The 16,588-nt window shown below is 62.1% G+C and carries 12 protein-coding genes and 2 pseudogenes; 6 read left to right on the forward strand and 8 right to left on the reverse strand.

Going from position 1 to position 16,588, the window contains the following annotated elements; translation table 11 throughout:
• Positions 1 to 17: 17 nt before the first annotated feature.
• The 6 genes and pseudogenes from gcvT to gcvH form a co-directional block, all read right to left on the reverse strand.
• On the reverse strand, positions 18 to 1,139 hold the full coding sequence (gene gcvT, locus AC0V2S_RS22135; protein ID WP_475511591.1) for a glycine cleavage system aminomethyltransferase GcvT: 1,122 nt from the start codon (positions 1,137 to 1,139) through the stop codon (positions 18 to 20).
• Positions 1,140 to 1,305: 166 nt separating this feature from the next.
• On the reverse strand, positions 1,306 to 2,682 hold the full coding sequence (locus tag AC0V2S_RS22140; RefSeq protein ID WP_475511592.1) for an L-serine ammonia-lyase: 1,377 nt from the start codon (positions 2,680 to 2,682) through the stop codon (positions 1,306 to 1,308).
• A 104-nt stretch (positions 2,683 to 2,786) separates the two neighbouring features.
• Positions 2,787 to 5,126: pseudogene (gene gcvP, locus AC0V2S_RS22145) on the reverse strand (aminomethyl-transferring glycine dehydrogenase); the annotation flags it as partial.
• Entirely contained in the window at positions 5,065 to 5,469 is a 405-nt protein-coding gene (locus AC0V2S_RS22150; protein WP_475511632.1) for a hypothetical protein, read from the reverse strand. The gene AC0V2S_RS22150 and the pseudogene gcvP, both read right to left, overlap by 62 nt.
• The gene (locus AC0V2S_RS22155) at positions 5,466 to 5,642 is read right to left on the reverse strand and encodes a hypothetical protein (protein WP_475511593.1); all 177 of its coding nucleotides are present in this window, start codon (positions 5,640 to 5,642) and stop codon (positions 5,466 to 5,468) included. The genes AC0V2S_RS22150 and AC0V2S_RS22155 overlap by 4 nt, the downstream gene beginning before the upstream one ends.
• A gap of 10 nt (positions 5,643 to 5,652) precedes the next feature.
• Positions 5,653 to 6,036, reverse strand: a complete 384-nt coding sequence (gene gcvH, locus AC0V2S_RS22160; RefSeq protein WP_110614862.1) for a glycine cleavage system protein GcvH — start codon at positions 6,034 to 6,036, stop codon at positions 5,653 to 5,655.
• Positions 6,037 to 6,376: 340 nt separating this feature from the next.
• Here gcvH and sodC point away from each other — a divergent pair, with 340 nt between their 5' ends.
• Positions 6,377 to 6,916: a superoxide dismutase [Cu-Zn] SodC gene (gene sodC, locus AC0V2S_RS22165; RefSeq protein ID WP_475511594.1), complete on the forward strand. Its 540-nt coding sequence runs from the start codon at positions 6,377 to 6,379 to the stop codon at positions 6,914 to 6,916.
• A gap of 132 nt (positions 6,917 to 7,048) precedes the next feature.
• On the opposite strand, the pseudogene AC0V2S_RS22170 reads toward sodC, so the two are convergent.
• Positions 7,049 to 8,565 (reverse strand): annotated as a pseudogene (locus tag AC0V2S_RS22170) (sigma-54-dependent transcriptional regulator).
• Between the two features lie 156 nt (positions 8,566 to 8,721).
• On the opposite strand from AC0V2S_RS22170, the gene pyrF reads away from it, so the two are divergent.
• Together pyrF and AC0V2S_RS22180 are read left to right on the forward strand one after the other, a co-directional pair.
• Complete coding sequence (gene pyrF / locus AC0V2S_RS22175) at positions 8,722 to 9,420, forward strand: orotidine-5'-phosphate decarboxylase (RefSeq protein WP_475511595.1); 699 nt, start codon at positions 8,722 to 8,724, stop codon at positions 9,418 to 9,420.
• 317 nt (positions 9,421 to 9,737) lie between these two features.
• Positions 9,738 to 11,246, forward strand: a complete 1,509-nt coding sequence (locus tag AC0V2S_RS22180) for a flavin-containing monooxygenase (RefSeq protein WP_475511596.1) — start codon at positions 9,738 to 9,740, stop codon at positions 11,244 to 11,246.
• Between the two features lie 117 nt (positions 11,247 to 11,363).
• On the opposite strand, the gene AC0V2S_RS22185 is transcribed toward AC0V2S_RS22180, so the two are convergent.
• Positions 11,364 to 13,214 (reverse strand): sigma-54-dependent Fis family transcriptional regulator, encoded by a 1,851-nt coding sequence (locus AC0V2S_RS22185; RefSeq protein WP_475511597.1) that lies wholly within the window; start codon positions 13,212 to 13,214, stop codon positions 11,364 to 11,366.
• 296 nt (positions 13,215 to 13,510) lie between these two features.
• On the opposite strand from AC0V2S_RS22185, the gene AC0V2S_RS22190 reads away from it, so the two are divergent.
• The 3 genes from AC0V2S_RS22190 to AC0V2S_RS22200 are packed head-to-tail and all read left to right on the forward strand — an operon-like array spanning position 13,511 to position 16,586.
• Positions 13,511 to 14,605, forward strand: coding sequence for an ABC transporter ATP-binding protein (locus tag AC0V2S_RS22190; RefSeq protein ID WP_475511598.1), 1,095 nt, complete (start codon positions 13,511 to 13,513; stop codon positions 14,603 to 14,605).
• Positions 14,605 to 15,726 carry an ABC transporter ATP-binding protein gene (locus AC0V2S_RS22195; protein WP_475511599.1) on the forward strand — a complete coding sequence of 374 codons (1,122 nt, stop codon included), beginning with the start codon at positions 14,605 to 14,607 and terminating at the stop codon, positions 15,724 to 15,726. The genes AC0V2S_RS22190 and AC0V2S_RS22195 overlap by 1 nt, the downstream gene beginning before the upstream one ends.
• The gene (locus AC0V2S_RS22200) at positions 15,723 to 16,586 is read left to right on the forward strand and encodes a carbohydrate ABC transporter permease (RefSeq protein WP_475511600.1); all 864 of its coding nucleotides are present in this window, start codon (positions 15,723 to 15,725) and stop codon (positions 16,584 to 16,586) included. Before AC0V2S_RS22195 ends, AC0V2S_RS22200 begins: the two co-directional genes overlap by 4 nt.
• Positions 16,587 to 16,588 lie beyond the last annotated feature (2 nt).

Below are 16,588 nucleotides of genomic sequence, written 5' to 3' on the forward strand. Positions count from 1 at the left end.
CGTGCGCGACCTCTGAATCACCCGCGGTAGTACCGCTGCGGTACGAACGGGGTTTTAGCCACTTTCATCGGCACACGCTTGCCGCGCACCAAGGCCCATACGGTGTTTTCCAACGCGTTATGCCCGGCGTTCACATAGCCCATCGCCAGCGGCGCGCCGAGGGTCGGGCCGAAGCCGCCGCTGCAGATGCTGCCAATCACGATGCCATCGGCATCCACAATCTCGCAGCCTTCACGCACCGGCGTGCGCTCTTGCGGCAGCAGGCCGACGCGTTTGCTCGCTACGCCTTCCTGTTGTTGGGCGAATACGCGGGCGGCGCCGGGGAAACCACCGGCACGCGCGCCATCGGCACGACGGGCTTTGGAGATGGCCCACAGCAAGCCGGCTTCAATCGGCGTGGTGGCGGTGCTCATGTCGTGGCCGTACAGGCACAGGCCGGCTTCCAGGCGCAGCGAGTCGCGGGCGCCTAGGCCGATGGCGTGTACTTCCGGTTCGGCCAGCAGGGCGCGGGCGATTTTTTCGGCGGCGTCCGCTGGAATGGAAATCTCGTAGCCGTCTTCACCGGTGTAGCCGGAGCGGCTGACGAAGCAGTCCACACCCAGCAACGTCACGGGCTGGAAGTTCATAAAGGTCATCTTCGCGACTTCCGGCGCCAGGCGGGCGAGCACGGTGACGGCGGCCGGGCCTTGCAGGGCGAGCAGGGCGCGGTCGAATTGGGCGACGACTTCGCACTGGCCGCTCAAGTGCTGTTGCAGGTGGGCCAGGTCTTCGTTTTTGCAGGCGGCGTTGACCACTAAAAAGAGGGTGTCGTTGCCGAGGTTGGCGACCATCAAGTCGTCGAGGATGCCGCCGTTTTCGTCGGTGAACATGGCATAGCGCTGCATGCCGACGGGCAGGTCGATGATGTCGACCGGCACCAGGGTTTCCAGGGCGGCGGCTGCGTTGGCGCCTTTGAGCAGAATCTGGCCCATGTGCGACACATCAAAAAGACCGGCCTGGTCACGGGTGTGTTGGTGTTCTTTGAGCACGCCGAGGGGGTATTGCACGGGCATGTCGTAGCCGGCGAACGGCACCATGCGCGCGCCGAGTTCCAGGTGCAGGGCGTGGAGTGGGGTTTTGGCCAGGTTTTCTGTGGTCATGGTGTGCTCCTTGAAAATGGTGTTCTGGCGGGGAAGGGCCCCTCACCCTAGCCCTCTCCCGCACGCGGGAGAGGGGACTGATCGAAGTTAGATGGGGCATCGTTAATCTGCTCCCCTCGCCCGCTAGCGGGAGAGGGGCTGGGGGAGAGGGCAGCAGGCGACTCGGTCAACATTCGATAATGTTGACGGCCAACCCACCGCGCGCCGTCTCTTTGTACTTGTTGTTCATATCCGCCCCGGTCTGGCGCATGGTGCGGATCACTTTGTCCAACGACACAAAATGCTGCCCATCCCCGCGCAGCGCCATGCGCACGGCATTGATGGCTTTCACCGAGCCCATGGCATTGCGTTCAATGCACGGCACCTGCACCAACCCGCCAATGGGGTCGCAGGTGAGCCCGAGGTTATGTTCCATACCGATTTCAGCGGCGTTTTCCACTTGCTGCACGGTGCCGCCCAACACTTCACACAGCGCCCCGGCGGCCATCGAACAGGCCACGCCCACTTCGCCTTGGCAGCCGACTTCGGCGCCGGAGATGGAGGCGTTTTCTTTGTAGAGGATGCCGATGGCGGCGGCGGTCAGTAAAAAGCGCACCACGCCGTCGTCGTTGGCGCCGGGGATAAACCGCACGTAGTAGTGCAGCACCGCCGGCACAATACCCGCCGCGCCGTTAGTGGGTGCGGTGACCACGCGGCCGCCGCTGGCGTTTTCTTCGTTCACGGCCAGGGCGTAGAGGTTGACCCAGTCGAGCACCGACAACGCATCACGCAGCGCCGCTTCCGGGTTTTTGCACAGTTGCCGGTGCAGCGCGGCGGCGCGGCGCTTCACTTTCAAGCCGCCGGGCATGATGCCTTCGTTGCGGCAACCGGCTTCGACGCAGTCTTGCATTACTTGCCAGATACGCAGCAGGCCGGCGCGGGTTTCGGCTTCCGGGCGCCACACGCTTTCGTTGGCGAGCATCAGTTGGCTGATGGAAAGGCCGTGCTCGACGCAGTGGGCCATCAGCTCGTCGCCGCTGTGGAACGGGTAGGGCTGCACGGTGGCGTCTTCTACGATGCGATCGGCGCCGGCGGCGTCTTCGTCCACCACAAACCCGCCGCCCACCGAGTAGTACTCGCGGCTGCGCAGTTGCAGGCCCGCTTCATCGAAGGCGCGGAAGATCATGCCGTTGGGGTGTTGCGGCAGCGGCTTGCGGATCATCGCCAGGTGCTGTTTTTCCACGAATACGATGGACTTTTCACCGAGCAAGTTAAGTAAACCGCTTTTGCGGATGGCGGCCAGGCGGGCGTCGACGGTGGCGGTGTCTACGGTGTCGGGGTGCTCGCCTTCGAGGCCGAGTAGTACGGCTTTGTCGCTGCCGTGGCCTTTGCCGGTGGCGCCGAGCGAGCCGTAGAGCTCGACTTTTACGCTGTGGGTGGGGCTAAGCAAATCGTCGCGGCGCAGCCCTTCAACGAAACGGGCGGCCGCGCGCATGGGCCCGACCGTGTGGGAACTGGAGGGGCCAATACCGATCTTGAACAGGTCGAACACGCTAAGTGCCATAAAGACCTCGGATTAGACGGCGGGCTTATCGAGGCTTAAGCCTCTCCCACAAGGACATGCAAACGTGTGGGAGAGGCTTCAGCCTCGATGCTTTTTCAGCAGACTCAGGCGTCAGCGTATTCGCTGATAGACGGGCAGGAGCACACCAGGTTGCGGTCGCCGTACACGTTGTCGATACGTGCCACCGGCGGCCAGTACTTGGCCTCGACCAGACTGGCCAACGGGTAGGCGGCTTGCTCGCGGGTGTATACGTGCGGCCATTCGCCGAGCAGTTCCTGGGCGGTGTGCGGGGCGTTTTTCAGGGGGTTGTCCTGGGCGTCCGACTCGCCGCGTTCAATGGCGCGGATTTCGTTACGGATGCTGATCATGGCGTCGCAGAAGCGGTCCAGCTCTTCCTTGGATTCGCTTTCGGTCGGCTCGATCATCAGGGTGTTGGCCACCGGGAACGACATGGTCGGCGCGTGGAAGCCGTAGTCGATCAGGCGCTTGGCCACGTCGTCCACGCTGATGCCGCTGGTTTCTTTCAGCGGGCGCACATCCAGAATGCATTCGTGCGCCACCAGGCCATTGCTACCGGCGTACAGCACGGGGAAGTGCTCTTCGAGGCGGTTGGCAATGTAGTTGGCGCTGAGAATGGCCAGCTGCGAGGCGCGTTTCAGGCCTTCGCCGCCCATCATTTTCATGTACATCCACGAGATCGGCAGAATGCTCGCGCTGCCGAACGGCGCGGCGCTCACGGCGCCTTCTTTACGGGCCATATGGCCGTGGCCGGGCAGGAACGGCGCGAGGTGCGATTTAACGCCAATCGGGCCAACGCCCGGGCCGCCACCGCCGTGGGGGATGCAGAAGGTTTTGTGCAGGTTCAGGTGCGAGACGTCGCCGCCGAATTTGCCCGGGGCGCACAGGCCGACCATGGCGTTCATGTTGGCGCCGTCGATGTACACCTGGCCGCCGTTGTCGTGAATGATCGCGCAGATATCGCGGATTTCTTCTTCGAACACGCCGTGGGTGGACGGGTAGGTGATCATCAGCGCGGCCAGGCGGTCTTTGTGTTCCAGGGCCTTGGCGCGCAGGTCTTCGACGTCTACGTTGCCGCGCGTATCGCACGCGGTAACCACCACGCGCATGCCGGCCATGTTGGCGGTAGCGGGGTTGGTGCCGTGGGCGGAGGAGGGGATCAGGCAGATGTCGCGTTCACCTTCGCCACGGCTGGCGTGGTAGGCGCGAATGGCCAGGAGGCCGGCGTATTCACCTTGCGAACCGGCGTTGGGCTGCAGCGACACGGCGTCGTAACCGGTGGCCGCGCAGAGCATGGCTTCGAGTTCGTCGGTGAGCTGTTGGTAGCCTTGGGCTTGGTCTGCCGGCACGAACGGGTGCAGGCCGCCGAAGGCGCTCCAGGTGATGGGCTGCATTTCGCTGGCGGCGTTGAGCTTCATGGTGCACGAGCCCAGCGGGATCATGGTGCGGTCCAGGGCCAGGTCTTTGTCGGCGAGGCGACGCAGGTAGCGCATCAGCTCGGTTTCCGAGTGATAGCGGTTGAACGACGGGTGCTGCAGGAAGGTGCTGGTGCGCAGCAGGGCTTCGGGCAGTTGCAGCCCGGCCTTGGCGGTCAGGGCGGTGAAGTCTGGAACGGTCTGACCGTCGGCAACGAACAACGCCCACAGCGCTTCGATATCAGCTTGAGTGGTGGTTTCGTCGATGGACAGGCCCAGTTGACCAGCGCCGATCTGGCGCAGGTTGATTTCGGCAGCCCACGCTTTGGCGTGCAGCTCGGCGGTGCGCGCGCCGGTGTTCAGGGTGACGGTGTCGAAGAAGCTGGCTTGTTCAACCGGCAGACCCAGCTGGGCCAGACCTTGCGCGGCGATAACGGTGAGCACATGCACCCGCTTGGCGATCTGGGTCAGGCCTTGCGGGCCGTGGTACACGGCGTACATGCCGGCGATATTGGCCAGCAGAACCTGCGCGGTGCAGATGTTGCTGGTGGCCTTCTCGCGGCGGATATGTTGCTCGCGGGTTTGCATGGCCAGGCGGTAGGCCGGCTTGCCGTGACGGTCGATGGACACGCCGACCAAGCGGCCCGGCATATCGCGTTTGAATGCATCGCGGGTGGCGAAGTAAGCGGCGTGCGGGCCGCCAAAGCCCAGCGGCACACCAAAGCGTTGCGCGCTGCCCAGGGCCACGTCGGCGTTGAATTCGCCGGGCGGGGTGAGCAGGGTCAAGGCCAGCAGGTCGGCGGCCACGGCCACCAGGGCGCCGGCGGCGTGGAACTGCTCGACCAGGGCGCGGTAGTCAAAAATGTCGCCATTGCTGGCTGGGTATTGCAGCAGCGCGCCGAAATAGGCGGAGAAGTCTTCGATGGCACTTTCGTCGCCCACTTCCACGTCAATGCCCAGCGGCTCGGCACGGGTGCGCAGCACGTCGAGGGTTGCGGGTGGCAGTGCTTGGAGGCGAAGAAGGTCTGGCTGGCTTTGTTTTTGCCAGGCGTTTGCAGAAGGTCATGGCTTCGGCAGCGGCGGTGGCTTCGTCGAGCAACGAGGCGTTGGCGATTTGCAGGCCGGTCAGGTCGCAGATCATGGTCTGGAAGTTGAGCAGAGCTTCCAGACGGCCTTGGGAAATTTCTGGCTGGTAGGGGGTGTAAGCGGTGTACCAGGCCGGGTTTTCCAGCAGGTTGCGCAGGATAGGCGCCGGGGTCAGGGTGCCGTAGTAGCCCTGGCCGATATAGGTTTTGAACTGTTTGTTCTTGTCGGCGATGGCTTTGATTTCGGCCAGGGCCGCCGTTTCGCTCAGGCCTTCGGCAGGTTGAGCACGCTGGTGCCCTTGATGCTGTCGGGGATCACGCTGGCGCTCATGGCTTCCAGGGAGTCGTAACCCAACTGCTGGAGCATGGCGACGATATCGCGCTCACGCGGACCGATATGACGGGCGATAAATTCGTTACGGGTGTCGAGGGAAATGGTCATCGTCGGGGCCTCAGGCGTCGTCGTTGGCTTTGAGCAGGCGGTCGTAGGCGGCTTGGTCGAGCAGGGTGGCGAGCACGCTGTTGTCGGCCAATTGCATACGGAAGAACCAGCCTGCACCGAGGGAATCTTCGTTAACGGTTTCCGGTGCGTTTTCCAGGGCGGCGTTCACTTCCACCACCTCGCCGTCTACCGGCATGGCGATGGTGCTGGCGGCTTTCACCGACTCCAGCACGGCCACTTCAGCGCCGGCGGCATGGGCGCCGAGCTCGGGCAATTGCACGAACACCACATCACCAAGGGCTTCTTGAGCGTAGGGGGTAATGCCGACGGTAACCAGGCCATCACTGTCCAGACGCAGCCATTCATGTTCGCTGGTGAATCGCAATTCGCTCATGTCGCTTCCTAGTCGAGGGCGGCCCGCTCTGCTGGCGGGCGTTGCCGGAGTAATGCCCAAGGCTGTTAGCAAGGGCGGTGCCAGGTTCGACGGAGGTAGGTAATCCGCGGCTTTGCGCGGTGTAAGGGATTTCCGCGAGAAGTGATCTGGAATGAAAACGATACAGTGACGCGCCGGTCGAGATTTTTATTGCGCTAGAGCGGCTGGCAACGTGGGTTTAGTGTCTTTTGGAGCGATAACGTTACGGTGTATTGAATTCGATACGGTTACATTTGCGCCGGGAACCCGAGCGGTCTACTACAGTCCTTTACCCACCTGCCCATGGAAAAGGATGCTCGTTATGCAAAAGATTTCTCGTCATTTGCTCGCCGCCGCCGTGCTGCTCGGCGCTGCCACGGCCGCCCAGGCCGCTGAATCGCTCACGGTGCAATTGAACCAGGCCACGGAGAACGGTGCCGGTAAGCCGGTGGGGAATGTGGTGGTCACTGAGTCGAAATACGGCTTGGTGTTTACCCCGATGCTCAGTGGTTTGCAGCCTGGCATTCACGGCTTTCACGTGCATATGAACGGTAGCTGCGATGTGGCGACCATTGACGGCAAAGTGACGCCGGCTGGTGCGGCGGGTGGCCATTGGGACCCGGAAAAGACCGGCAAGCACGGCTTTCCGTGGGAAGACGGCAACCACTTAGGGGATTTGCCGGCGTTGTTGGTGACCGCCGATGGCAAGGCCGCTCAGCCGGTGTTGGCGCCGCGGTTGAAGAAGCTGTCGGAGTTGAGCGGGCATGCGTTGATGGTGCATGCGGGTGGGGATAATCACTCGGATCATCCGGCGCCACTCGGTGGTGGCGGGGCTAGATTTGCGTGTGGGGTGATTAAGTAAGGGGCGCGCACTCTTCGCTTGGTGTCCCCTCCGAGATTCTGGGTCCCCGCCTTCGCGGGGACGACGGTGGACTTAACCCAACCCGCCGTCATTCCCGCGAAGGCGGGAATCCAGAATTTTGGATTAGGCGTGCTACTTGGAAATTCCGTACTTCTTCAACCGCTTGGCAATCGCCGTATGCGACGTCATTAACCGCGCCGCCAATTGCCGACTCGACGGATAACTTCCGTACAGCTTCTCCAACAACCCCTTCTCAAACCCATCCACCGCTTCCTCCAGACTGCGCACATCCCCTTCGTTTTGCGGCGCCATGGCGGTGCTGGCGATATCCAGATCCCCCACGTCCACCAACGGGCTGTCGCACACGGCGGCGGCGCGGAAGATTACGTTCTGCAGTTGCCGCACATTGCCCGGCCATGGGTTGCTGAGCAGCGCGGGATAGGTGCCGGGCGTAAGGCGGCAGATGGGCCGCTGAATCTGCGCACAGGCTTGCTGCATAAAGTGCCGGGCCAAACCAGAATGTCGTGGCCGCGCTCACGTAGCGGCGGCACTTCTAACGTCAGCACGTTCAGGCGGTAGAACAGGTCTTCACGAAAGCTGCCCTGGCTCACCATTTTTTCCAGATCGCGGTGGGTGGCGCTGAGAATGCGCACGTCCACTTTCATTTCGCGGTCGCCACCCACGCGGCGAAAGCTGCCGTCGCTAAGAAAGCGCAGCAGCTTGGCTTGCAGGTAGGGCGACATTTCGCCGATTTCATCGAGAAACACGGTGCCCAGGTGGGCCAATTCCAGCAGCCCCGGTTTGCCGCCCCGTTGCGCGCCGGTAAAGGCGCCGGGGGCGTAGCCGAACAGTTCGCTCTCGGCGAGGTTTTCCGGCAGTGCGGCGCAGTTGAGGGCCAGGAACGGCGCGTTGCTACGCGGGCTCAGGGCGTGGCAGGCGCGGGCGACCAGTTCTTTGCCGGTGCCGGTTTCGCCACGAATCAGCAGCGGTGCGTCCAGGGTGGCAATGCGTTGGGCGCGGGCTTTCAGGTTGCGCACCGGCTGCGAGTCGCCGAGTAGCGAGTCGAAGCCTTCGGCATGGTCGTGGTGCAGCGCGGACAAGCGCTCGCCGATGCGGTTGGGCAGGTACAGGGTCAGCAGGCCACCGGCCAAGTGCGCGGTGTCGTCGGTGATCGGCATGGCATCAAGCAGCAGCGCTTGGCCCTTGAGCGATACCTCGCGCATGGGCAGCCGAAAGCCGTGTTCGATCAGCGCTTGTTGCAGGCCTTCGTCATCGAACAGGGCGGTGAGCGGTTCGCCGGCGGCGTCGTGGCCGCACAGGGCGGTGAGCGCGGGATTGGCCAGCAGCACGTGGCCGGAGTCGTCCACCGCCAGCACCGGATCGGTCATCGCGGCGAGCAAGGCGTCGAGCTGCAGGCGGCGGCGCTGGCCCGGCAGGATGTCGACCACATGCATGCTCTGCACGCCCTTTATTTGCAGCAACGCGTCGCGCAGTTCCTCGAGCACCTGGGGGCTCAAGGTAGGGGCGTCGATATAGACGTTGGGCGGGATCATCTCCACGGCGTCCAGGTTGAGATTTCGCCCGCCGAGAAGGGCGAGCACTTCCTGGGTGATACCAACGCGGTCGATAAAACTGACGTGAATACGCATACGGGGCCGCTAGTTCGGTGGGAGCGGGGCAAGTATGCCGTTTCGCGCCGGTGCCCGAAACCTGCTGATCGCCGGGCCTGCCGCAGCCAAGGTGGCTTGCGCTACAATGCGCGCCGCTTTCGACCACCGACTTCTGACCACCGAGACCCATTGCCCATGTCCGCCTGCCAGACTCCTATCATCGTCGCCCTGGATTACCCCACCCGCGAAGCCGCGTTGCAGCTGGCCGACCAGCTCGACCCGAAGCTGTGCCGGGTGAAAGTGGGCAAGGAGTTGTTCACCAGCTGCGCGTCGGACATCGTCACCACCCTGCGTGACAAGGGTTTTGAAGTATTCCTCGACCTCAAATTCCACGACATCCCCAACACCACTGCCATGGCGGTTAAAGCCGCAGCGGAAATGGGCGTGTGGATGGTGAACGTGCACTGCTCCGGCGGCCTGCGCATGATGGCGGCCTGCCGCGATGTGCTGGATAAATTCAATGGCCCCAAACCGCTGCTGATTGGCGTGACCGTGCTGACCAGCATGGAGCGTGAAGACCTGGCCGGGATTGGTCTGGATATCGAGCCGCAGGAGCAGGTGTTGCGCTTGGCGGGCTTGGCTTCGCAAGCCGGTATGGACGGCCTGGTGTGCTCGGCGCAGGAAGCCCAGGCGCTGAAGGCGGCGCATCCGAATCTGCAATTGGTCACCCCTGGCATTCGCCCGGCGGGCAGTGCGCAAGATGACCAGCGCCGCATTTTGACGCCGCGTCAGGCGTTGGATGCGGGCTCGGATTATCTGGTGATTGGGCGGCCGATCAGTCAGGCGGCGAGTCCGGCGCAGGCGTTGGCGGCTGTTGTGGCTGAGCTGGCGTAAGCCCTCACACCGTCGTCCCAGCGCAGGCTGGGACCCAGACTTGCGTGTCGTACGACAGATTCCGTCCCTTGCACGATTCTGGATCCCAGCCTGCGCTGGGACGACAGTGGTTTTTTTCTAAACTCCGATACGCCATTTCCGCCTTTTTCCATACTTTCGTTGTAGCCGACCGCTTTAGTCTGGCTATGCTCTTCCCTGAACACGTAAAAAGTGAAGCTGAACACTATCGGGCCCTGGCGGTGTGCGTTGCCAACGGGGTTTAGAACAAGAAAGCCATGCCGCCACCGAGTGAGCGAGCAGGCAAAACGGAGTGCGCTATGGCTACCGAACAGTTCGATGTATTGATTATTGGCGCCGGTCTGTCCGGTATCGGCGCTGCTTACCGACTGCAAACCCTTTGCCCGACCAAGCGCTACGCCATTCTTGAAGGCCGTGGCGACATCGGCGGCACCTGGGACCTGTTCCGCTATCCGGGGCTGCGTTCCGACTCCGATATGTTCACCCTCGGTTACCCCTTCCGCCCGTGGCAAGAGGCCAAGGCCATTGCCGACGGCGACTCGATTCTGCGTTACATCAAAGACACCGCCACGGATGCTGGCATCGACCAGCACATCCGCTTCAAGCAGATGGTGAAGTCGGCGGCCTGGTCGAGCCATGACGCCTTGTGGACCGTGGAGGTGCAGCACCCCGAAAGTGGTGCGCTGACCACCTACCGCGCCAACTTCCTGTACGTGTGCAGCGGCTACTACGACTATGCCGGCGGCTACAGCCCGGAATTCCCGGGCAGCGAGCAGTTCAAAGGGCAGATGATTCACCCGCAGAAATGGCCGGAGAACCTCGATTACACCGACAAGAATGTGGTGGTGATCGGCAGCGGCGCCACGGCGGTCACCCTGGTGCCAGCGATGGCCGAGAAGGCCCGCAAGATCACCATGCTGCAGCGCTCGCCGAGCTATATCGCCTCGTTGCCGGCCAAGGATGTGATTGCCGATGTGCTGCGCAAGGTGCTGCCCGAGCAGCGTGCCCACAGCATCGTGCGCTGGAAAAACGTGCTGCTGACCCTCGGCTTTTTCCAGTTCTGCCGCCACGCGCCGGGCATGGCGCGCAAGCTGCTGCGCTTCGGAGTAAAACGCGCGCTGCCGGCGGGCTATGCCGTGGATACCCATTTCAATCCCAAGTACCAGCCGTGGGACCAACGCCTGTGCGCGGTGCCCAATGGCGACCTGTTCCAGGCGCTGAAAAGCGGCAAGGCCGAAATGGTGACCGAGCAGATCGACACCTTGACCGAAACCGGCATTCGCCTGAAGTCGGGCGAGGAGTTGGCCGCCGATATCATCGTCACCGCCACCGGCCTCAAGTTGCAGGCCTGCGGCGGCATGCACCTGGAAGTGGACGGCGTGCACGTGGATATCGGCGATACCCTGGCCTACAAGGGCATGATGCTCAGCAACGTGCCCAACTTCGCGTTGTGCGTGGGCTACACCAATGCCTCGTGGACCCTGCGTTCGGACCTGGCCTCGGCCTATGTGTGCCGGGTGCTGAATTACATGGACGAGAACGGCTACAAGATGTGCGTGGCCCGTCAGGTGGGGAACTCGGTGGAGAAACGGCCGTTGCTGGATATCTCGGCGGGGTACGTGTTGCGCGCGGCAGATGTATTGCCCAAGCAAGGGCCGGGCGCGCCGTGGCAGTTGAAGCAGAACTACATTCTCGACCTATTCAACCTGCGCTACGCGCCGTTGGAGGACGGCACCCTGACTTTTCGCCGCGACCCCGCGTTAGGGCTGACGCCGCGGGTGGTTGAGCGGGCGGTGTCGGCGGCGTAGGGCGATCCACTTCGCGATTCTGGGTCCCCGCCTGCGCGGGGACGACGGTGAATGGGACGAAAACCCCCGTAATTCCCGCGCAGGCGGGAATCCAGAATGGTGAGGCGAATACAGGTTTTAGACTTTTACGCCCTGTTCCCTTAACCGCTTGTACAACGTATTCCGGCTCAACCCGAGATGCCGCGCCAGGTGCGAAATATTCCCCCCACATTGTTCGTACTGACTCTTCAAATCCCCATCGCCCACCGCCGCGTACTCGACCACCTTCGGGCTGTCACTCGCCGGCAAATCGGCAAAAAAATCATCGGGCAAATGCTCGGCATGAATCGGCTGGTCGTCGGCCATCGCCAATGCAATCTGCAGCACGCTGCTGAGTTGGCGCAGATTGCCGGGCCACGGGTGGCGCAATAGCAACTCCATCACTTCACTGCTCAAACCGGCCCATTGGTAGGGCTCGCGGTGGTGTTCCCACAGGCGTTGGATCATGGCTTGTTTGTCGGTGCGCTCGCGCAGCGGCGGCAGCTCCAGGTTCAGGCCGCTGATGCGGTAGTAGAGGTCCTGGCGGAACAAACCGCCGTCTACGTCCTGGCGCAGCGCGCGGTTGGTGGCGGAGATCAGGCGAATATCCACCGGGTACAACTCGCTGCTGCCCAGCGGCTGCACGCAGCGCTCCTGCAATACGCGCAGCAAGCGCGCCTGCACGCGCAGCGGCATATCGCCGACTTCGTCGAGAAACAGCGTGCCTTTATGGGCCTTGCGAATCAGGCCGATGCTGCCTTTCTGGTTGGCGCCGGTGAAGGCGCCTTTCTCGTAGCCGAACAGTTCCGACTCCACCAGATCGGCCGGAATGGCCGCGCAGTTCACTGCGATAAAACTCTGCTGGGCCCGCGAACTGGCCTGGTGCAGGGCTTTGACGAATACCTCTTTGCCGACCCCGGTTTCGCCGTACACCAGAATGGGGATGTCTTTTTCCAGCAGGCGTTCGGCCTGGCGCACGGCCTTGTCGACACGCGGGTCGCCGAGGTTGATGGCGGCCAGGGTAAACGGGCTGGTCGGCGGCGGGCTTGGCGGTTCAACAACCGGCGCGGGGCGGAAGTCGCGGGCCTGAATCGGCACCGGCTGTTGCGGGCGCTTGAGCTGGGCGTGGAAGCGGAAACGGCCGCCAGCGCGCAAGTTAAAGGGCAGGTTTTGCGGCTGATTGAGCAGCTGTTGCAGCGGCACATCGAAGAGGCTTTCGATATTCACGGCGGCCAGGCTAATGCCCAACAAGCTGTCGGCCCGGCGGTTGGCCGATACCACCTGGCCTTGCTCATCAAACACCACCAGCCCGGCCCAGGGGCTGTCGAGGTTGTTCAGGCTGGTGTTGAAGGTGAGCTGAAAATAGCGCTGCTGGAACAGGTTGAGGATCAGCCGGTTTTCCACCGACTGGCTCATCATTTTCACCATGCCCAGGGTGTGCGAGGGCGGCAGATAGCTGTCGCTGGACACATCGAGCACGGCAATCATCTGCCGCTGTTCATTGAAAATCGGTGAGGCCGAGCCGGTCATAAACCGGTTGGCTTTCAGAAAGTGTTCGTCGTGCTGGATATGCACCGGCTGCGCGCAACTGAGTGCGGTGCCGATGGCGTTGGTGCCGGTGTAGCGCTCCAGCCAACTGGCCCCGGCGACGAACCCGGCGGCGTGGTTGGGCTCGATAAAACGTTGGTCGCCCCAGCTCTGCAGCACCTGGCCCTGGTTGTCGGCCAGCATGATCAGGCAGTTGGAGTTCGCCAGAATATTGCCGTAGTAGGGCAGCACTTCTTTATGGGTGGTTTGCACCAGCGCCTGCTGGCTTTCGAGCAGTGCCGACACATCGCCGGGGCTCGGCTGGGTAAACACCGGCGTGCTCTGGTGGGTTAGCCCAAAGCTGCGGCAGCGCGTCCAGGAGTCCTGAATGATGGTGTCGTGGGGCAGGGCGGCTTCAGCCATGACAGGGTCTCGCGTGGTTTTATTTTTATTGTCAGCCAGCAATCGACCGGTCTTTGCCGGGTCGGTTCAGTGTCGTCCATGACTGTTCAAAGTCAACAACGGCCACTGTTCACCTGTTCACGTTTGAGTGTTCAAGGCTGTTCAGTGGTGGACTGGTTGGGCACTGCTGGATCTGTTCAATTCCTTTCTAAACAGTTACTTGCCGCTGCTAATCGCAGGTTGGCATAGAACTGGCTCTAGGAGATTGCAAAGGTCGCTCCAAGCAGCCGACAACAAAAATAAGATAAGGACGCTCTATGTCTCTGACGCTTGAGCACGTAACGCGGGTTGTCGATGGGATTACCCATATCGACGACGCCTGCCTCAGCTTCGAACCCGGTTCGTTCAATGTGTTGCTGGGCCGCACGCTGTCGGGCAAGACCAGCCTGATGCGCTTGATGGCCGGCCTCGACAAGCCCAATAGCGGGCGCATTCTGATGAATGGCGCAGACATGACCAACGTGCCGGTGCGCAAGCGCAACGTGTCGATGGTGTACCAGCAGTTCATCAACTACCCGACCCTTACGGTGTTTGAAAACATCGCCTCGCCGCTGCGCCAGGCCGGGTTCAAAGACGCCGACATCAACGACAAAGTGCACGCCACGGCGAAGATGTTGCGCATCGACGCGTTGCTCAAGCGCTACCCGCTGGAGCTGTCCGGCGGCCAGCAGCAGCGCACCGCTATGGCCCGCGCGCTGGTAAAAGATGCCTCGCTGATTCTGTTCGACGAGCCGCTGGTGAACCTCGATTACAAGCTGCGTGAAGAGCTGCGCCAGGAAATGCGCGAGCTGTTTGCCGCGCGCCACACCATCGCCATTTATGCCACCACCGAACCCAACGAAGCCTTGGCCTTAGGCGGCACAACCACGATTCTTCACGAGGGTCGCGTAGTGCAGAGCGGCAAGACCGCCGACGTGTATCACCGCCCGCAGCAAGTGCTGGCCGCCGAGCTGTTTTCCGAGCCGCCGATCAACCTGATGCCTGGGCGCATCAGTGGCACCGAGGTGAGTTTTGCCGAGGCCGTGCACTTTCCGCTCAACCCCGACCTGCAAAGCATTGGCGAAGGCGAGTACCGCTTTGGCGTGCGCCCCAGCCATATCGGCCTGGTGCCGAGCAATGACGATGACCTGGAGTTGGCGGTAACCGTGGAGCTGGCGGAAATTAGCGGCTCGGAAACCTTCCTGCATGTGCGCAACGAGCAATTCGTGCTGGTGCTGCATTTGCCCGGCGTGCACGAGTACGACGTGGATACCGCGATCCTCATCTACATCCCCACCCACAAGCTGTTTGTATTCGCCGCCGATGGCCGCCTGATTCAGGCCCCCAGTCGCCGCGTCGGGAGGGTTGCCTGATGGCCGAGATCCGTTTGCACCATCTGGCCCACAGCTACAGCAAAACCCCGAGCGGCCCGGACGATTACGCGATTCGCGAGATGAACCATATCTGGGAGCAGGGCGGCGCCTATGCGTTGCTGGGGCCGTCGGGTTGCGGCAAGTCGACGTTGCTGAACATTATTTCCGGCTTGCTCAGCCCCTCCGAAGGTGAGGTGCAGTTCGACGGCAAAGTGGTGAATTTGCTGGCGCCGGAGGAGCGCAATATCGCCCAGGTTTTCCAGTTTCCGGTGGTGTACGACACCATGACGGTGTTCGACAACCTGGCCTTTCCGCTGCGCAACCAGGGCTTGAACGAAGCCAAGGTACTGAGCAAGGTGAACGAGATTGCCGAGGTGCTCGACCTGCACCCGTTGCTGCATAAAAAGGCCAAGAACCTGACGGCGGACGAGAAGCAGAAGGTGTCGATGGGCCGCGGGCTGGTGCGTGACGATGTGTCGGCGATTCTGTTCGACGAGCCGCTGACCGTGATCGACCCGCACCTCAAGTGGAAGCTGCGGCGCAAGCTCAAGCAGATTCACGAGCAGTTCAATATCACCATGGTCTACGTCACCCACGATCAACTGGAGGCCTCGACCTTCGCCGACAAGATTGCGGTGATGTATGGCGGGCAGATCGTGCAGTTCGGCACGCCGCGTGAGTTGTTCGAGCGGCCGAGCCACACCTTTGTTGGCTACTTTATTGGCAGCCCCGGCATGAACCTGATCGACGTGACTCGCTGCGAGGGCGGGGTGACGTTCGGCAGCACTGCGCTGCCGTTAAGCGCGACGCTTAATCAGCGGTTGGCGGCCTTGCCCGAGGCACAACTGAAAGTGGGCATTCGCCCGGAATTTATCCATATCTGGGACGGCCCTTACGACGATGCTCTGTGCGGCGAGGTGCAGCACGTCGAAGACCTGGGCACTTACAAAATTCTTACGCTGAATCTCGATGGCCAGCAGCTGAAAGTGCGCTTGCAGGAAGACCAGCCGGTGCCGCAACAGCAGGTGTACCTGAGTTTTCCGGCGCAGTGGTTGATGGTGTACGCCGACGACTATCTGGTTGATGGGCTGGTCGACGCCCACGTGGAGGTGTCGCCATGAAGGTGCAAAACAACAAGGCCTGGTTTCTGGTATTGCCGGTGTTTTTGCTGGTGGCCTTTAGCGCCATCGTGCCGATGATGACGGTGGTGAACTACTCGCTGCAGGATATTTTCGACCAGAGCAGCCGCTATTTTGTCGGCGCCGATTGGTACCGCCAGGTGCTGGCCGATGAGCGTTTGCACGACTCGCTGCTGCGTCAATTTATCTATTCGGCCTGCGTGCTGCTGATCGAAATTCCCCTGGGGATCGGCATCGCGCTGTGCATGCCGACCAAGGGCAAGATGGCATCCTTGGTGCTGATTGTGCTGGCCATTCCGTTGCTGATTCCGTGGAACGTGGTTGGCACCATCTGGCAGATTTTCGGCCGCGCCGACATCGGTTTGATGGGCTGGACCCTCAACAAGCTGGGCATTTCCTACAACTACGCGGCCAATACCGGCGATGCCTGGGCGACCGTGCTGATCATGGATGTGTGGCACTGGACGTCGCTGGTGGCGCTGTTGTGCTACTCGGGCCTGCGCGCCATTCCCGATGTGTATTACCAGGCCGCCCGCATCGACCGCGCTTCGGCCTGGGCGGTGTTCCGCCATATCCAGTTGCCCAAGCTGAAAAGCGTGCTGCTGATCGCCGTGATGCTGCGCTTTATGGACAGCTTCATGATTTACACCGAGCCATTCGTGCTCACCGGCGGCGGGCCGGGCAATGCGACCACTTTCCTGAGCCAAACCCTGACGCAAATGGCGATCGGCCAGTTCGACCTGGGCCCGGCGGCGGCGTTTTCGCTGGTGTATTTCCTGATCATTCTGCTGGTGTCGTGGGTGTTCTACACCGCCATGACCCACAACGATAAAAACCGCTGAGG

It is taken from the genome of Pseudomonas sp. CC11G (genome assembly GCF_056174845.1).

Coding starts and splice junctions, on each gene's coding strand:
- AC0V2S_RS22185 (WP_475511597.1), bottom strand. CDS start 13,214: ATGGCTGAAGCCGCCCTGCCCCACGACACCATCATTCAGGACTCCTGG.
- AC0V2S_RS22140 (WP_475511592.1), bottom strand. CDS start 2,682: ATGGCACTTAGCGTGTTCGACCTGTTCAAGATCGGTATTGGCCCCTCC.
- gcvH (WP_110614862.1), bottom strand. CDS start 6,036: ATGAGCGAATTGCGATTCACCAGCGAACATGAATGGCTGCGTCTGGAC.
- sodC (WP_475511594.1), top strand. CDS start 6,377: ATGCAAAAGATTTCTCGTCATTTGCTCGCCGCCGCCGTGCTGCTCGGC.
- pyrF (WP_475511595.1), top strand. CDS start 8,722: ATGTCCGCCTGCCAGACTCCTATCATCGTCGCCCTGGATTACCCCACC.
- AC0V2S_RS22155 (WP_475511593.1), bottom strand. CDS start 5,642: ATGACCATTTCCCTCGACACCCGTAACGAATTTATCGCCCGTCATATC.
- AC0V2S_RS22195 (WP_475511599.1), top strand. CDS start 14,605: ATGGCCGAGATCCGTTTGCACCATCTGGCCCACAGCTACAGCAAAACC.
- gcvT (WP_475511591.1), bottom strand. CDS start 1,139: ATGACCACAGAAAACCTGGCCAAAACCCCACTCCACGCCCTGCACCTG.
- AC0V2S_RS22190 (WP_475511598.1), top strand. CDS start 13,511: ATGTCTCTGACGCTTGAGCACGTAACGCGGGTTGTCGATGGGATTACC.
- AC0V2S_RS22180 (WP_475511596.1), top strand. CDS start 9,738: ATGGCTACCGAACAGTTCGATGTATTGATTATTGGCGCCGGTCTGTCC.
- AC0V2S_RS22200 (WP_475511600.1), top strand. CDS start 15,723: ATGAAGGTGCAAAACAACAAGGCCTGGTTTCTGGTATTGCCGGTGTTT.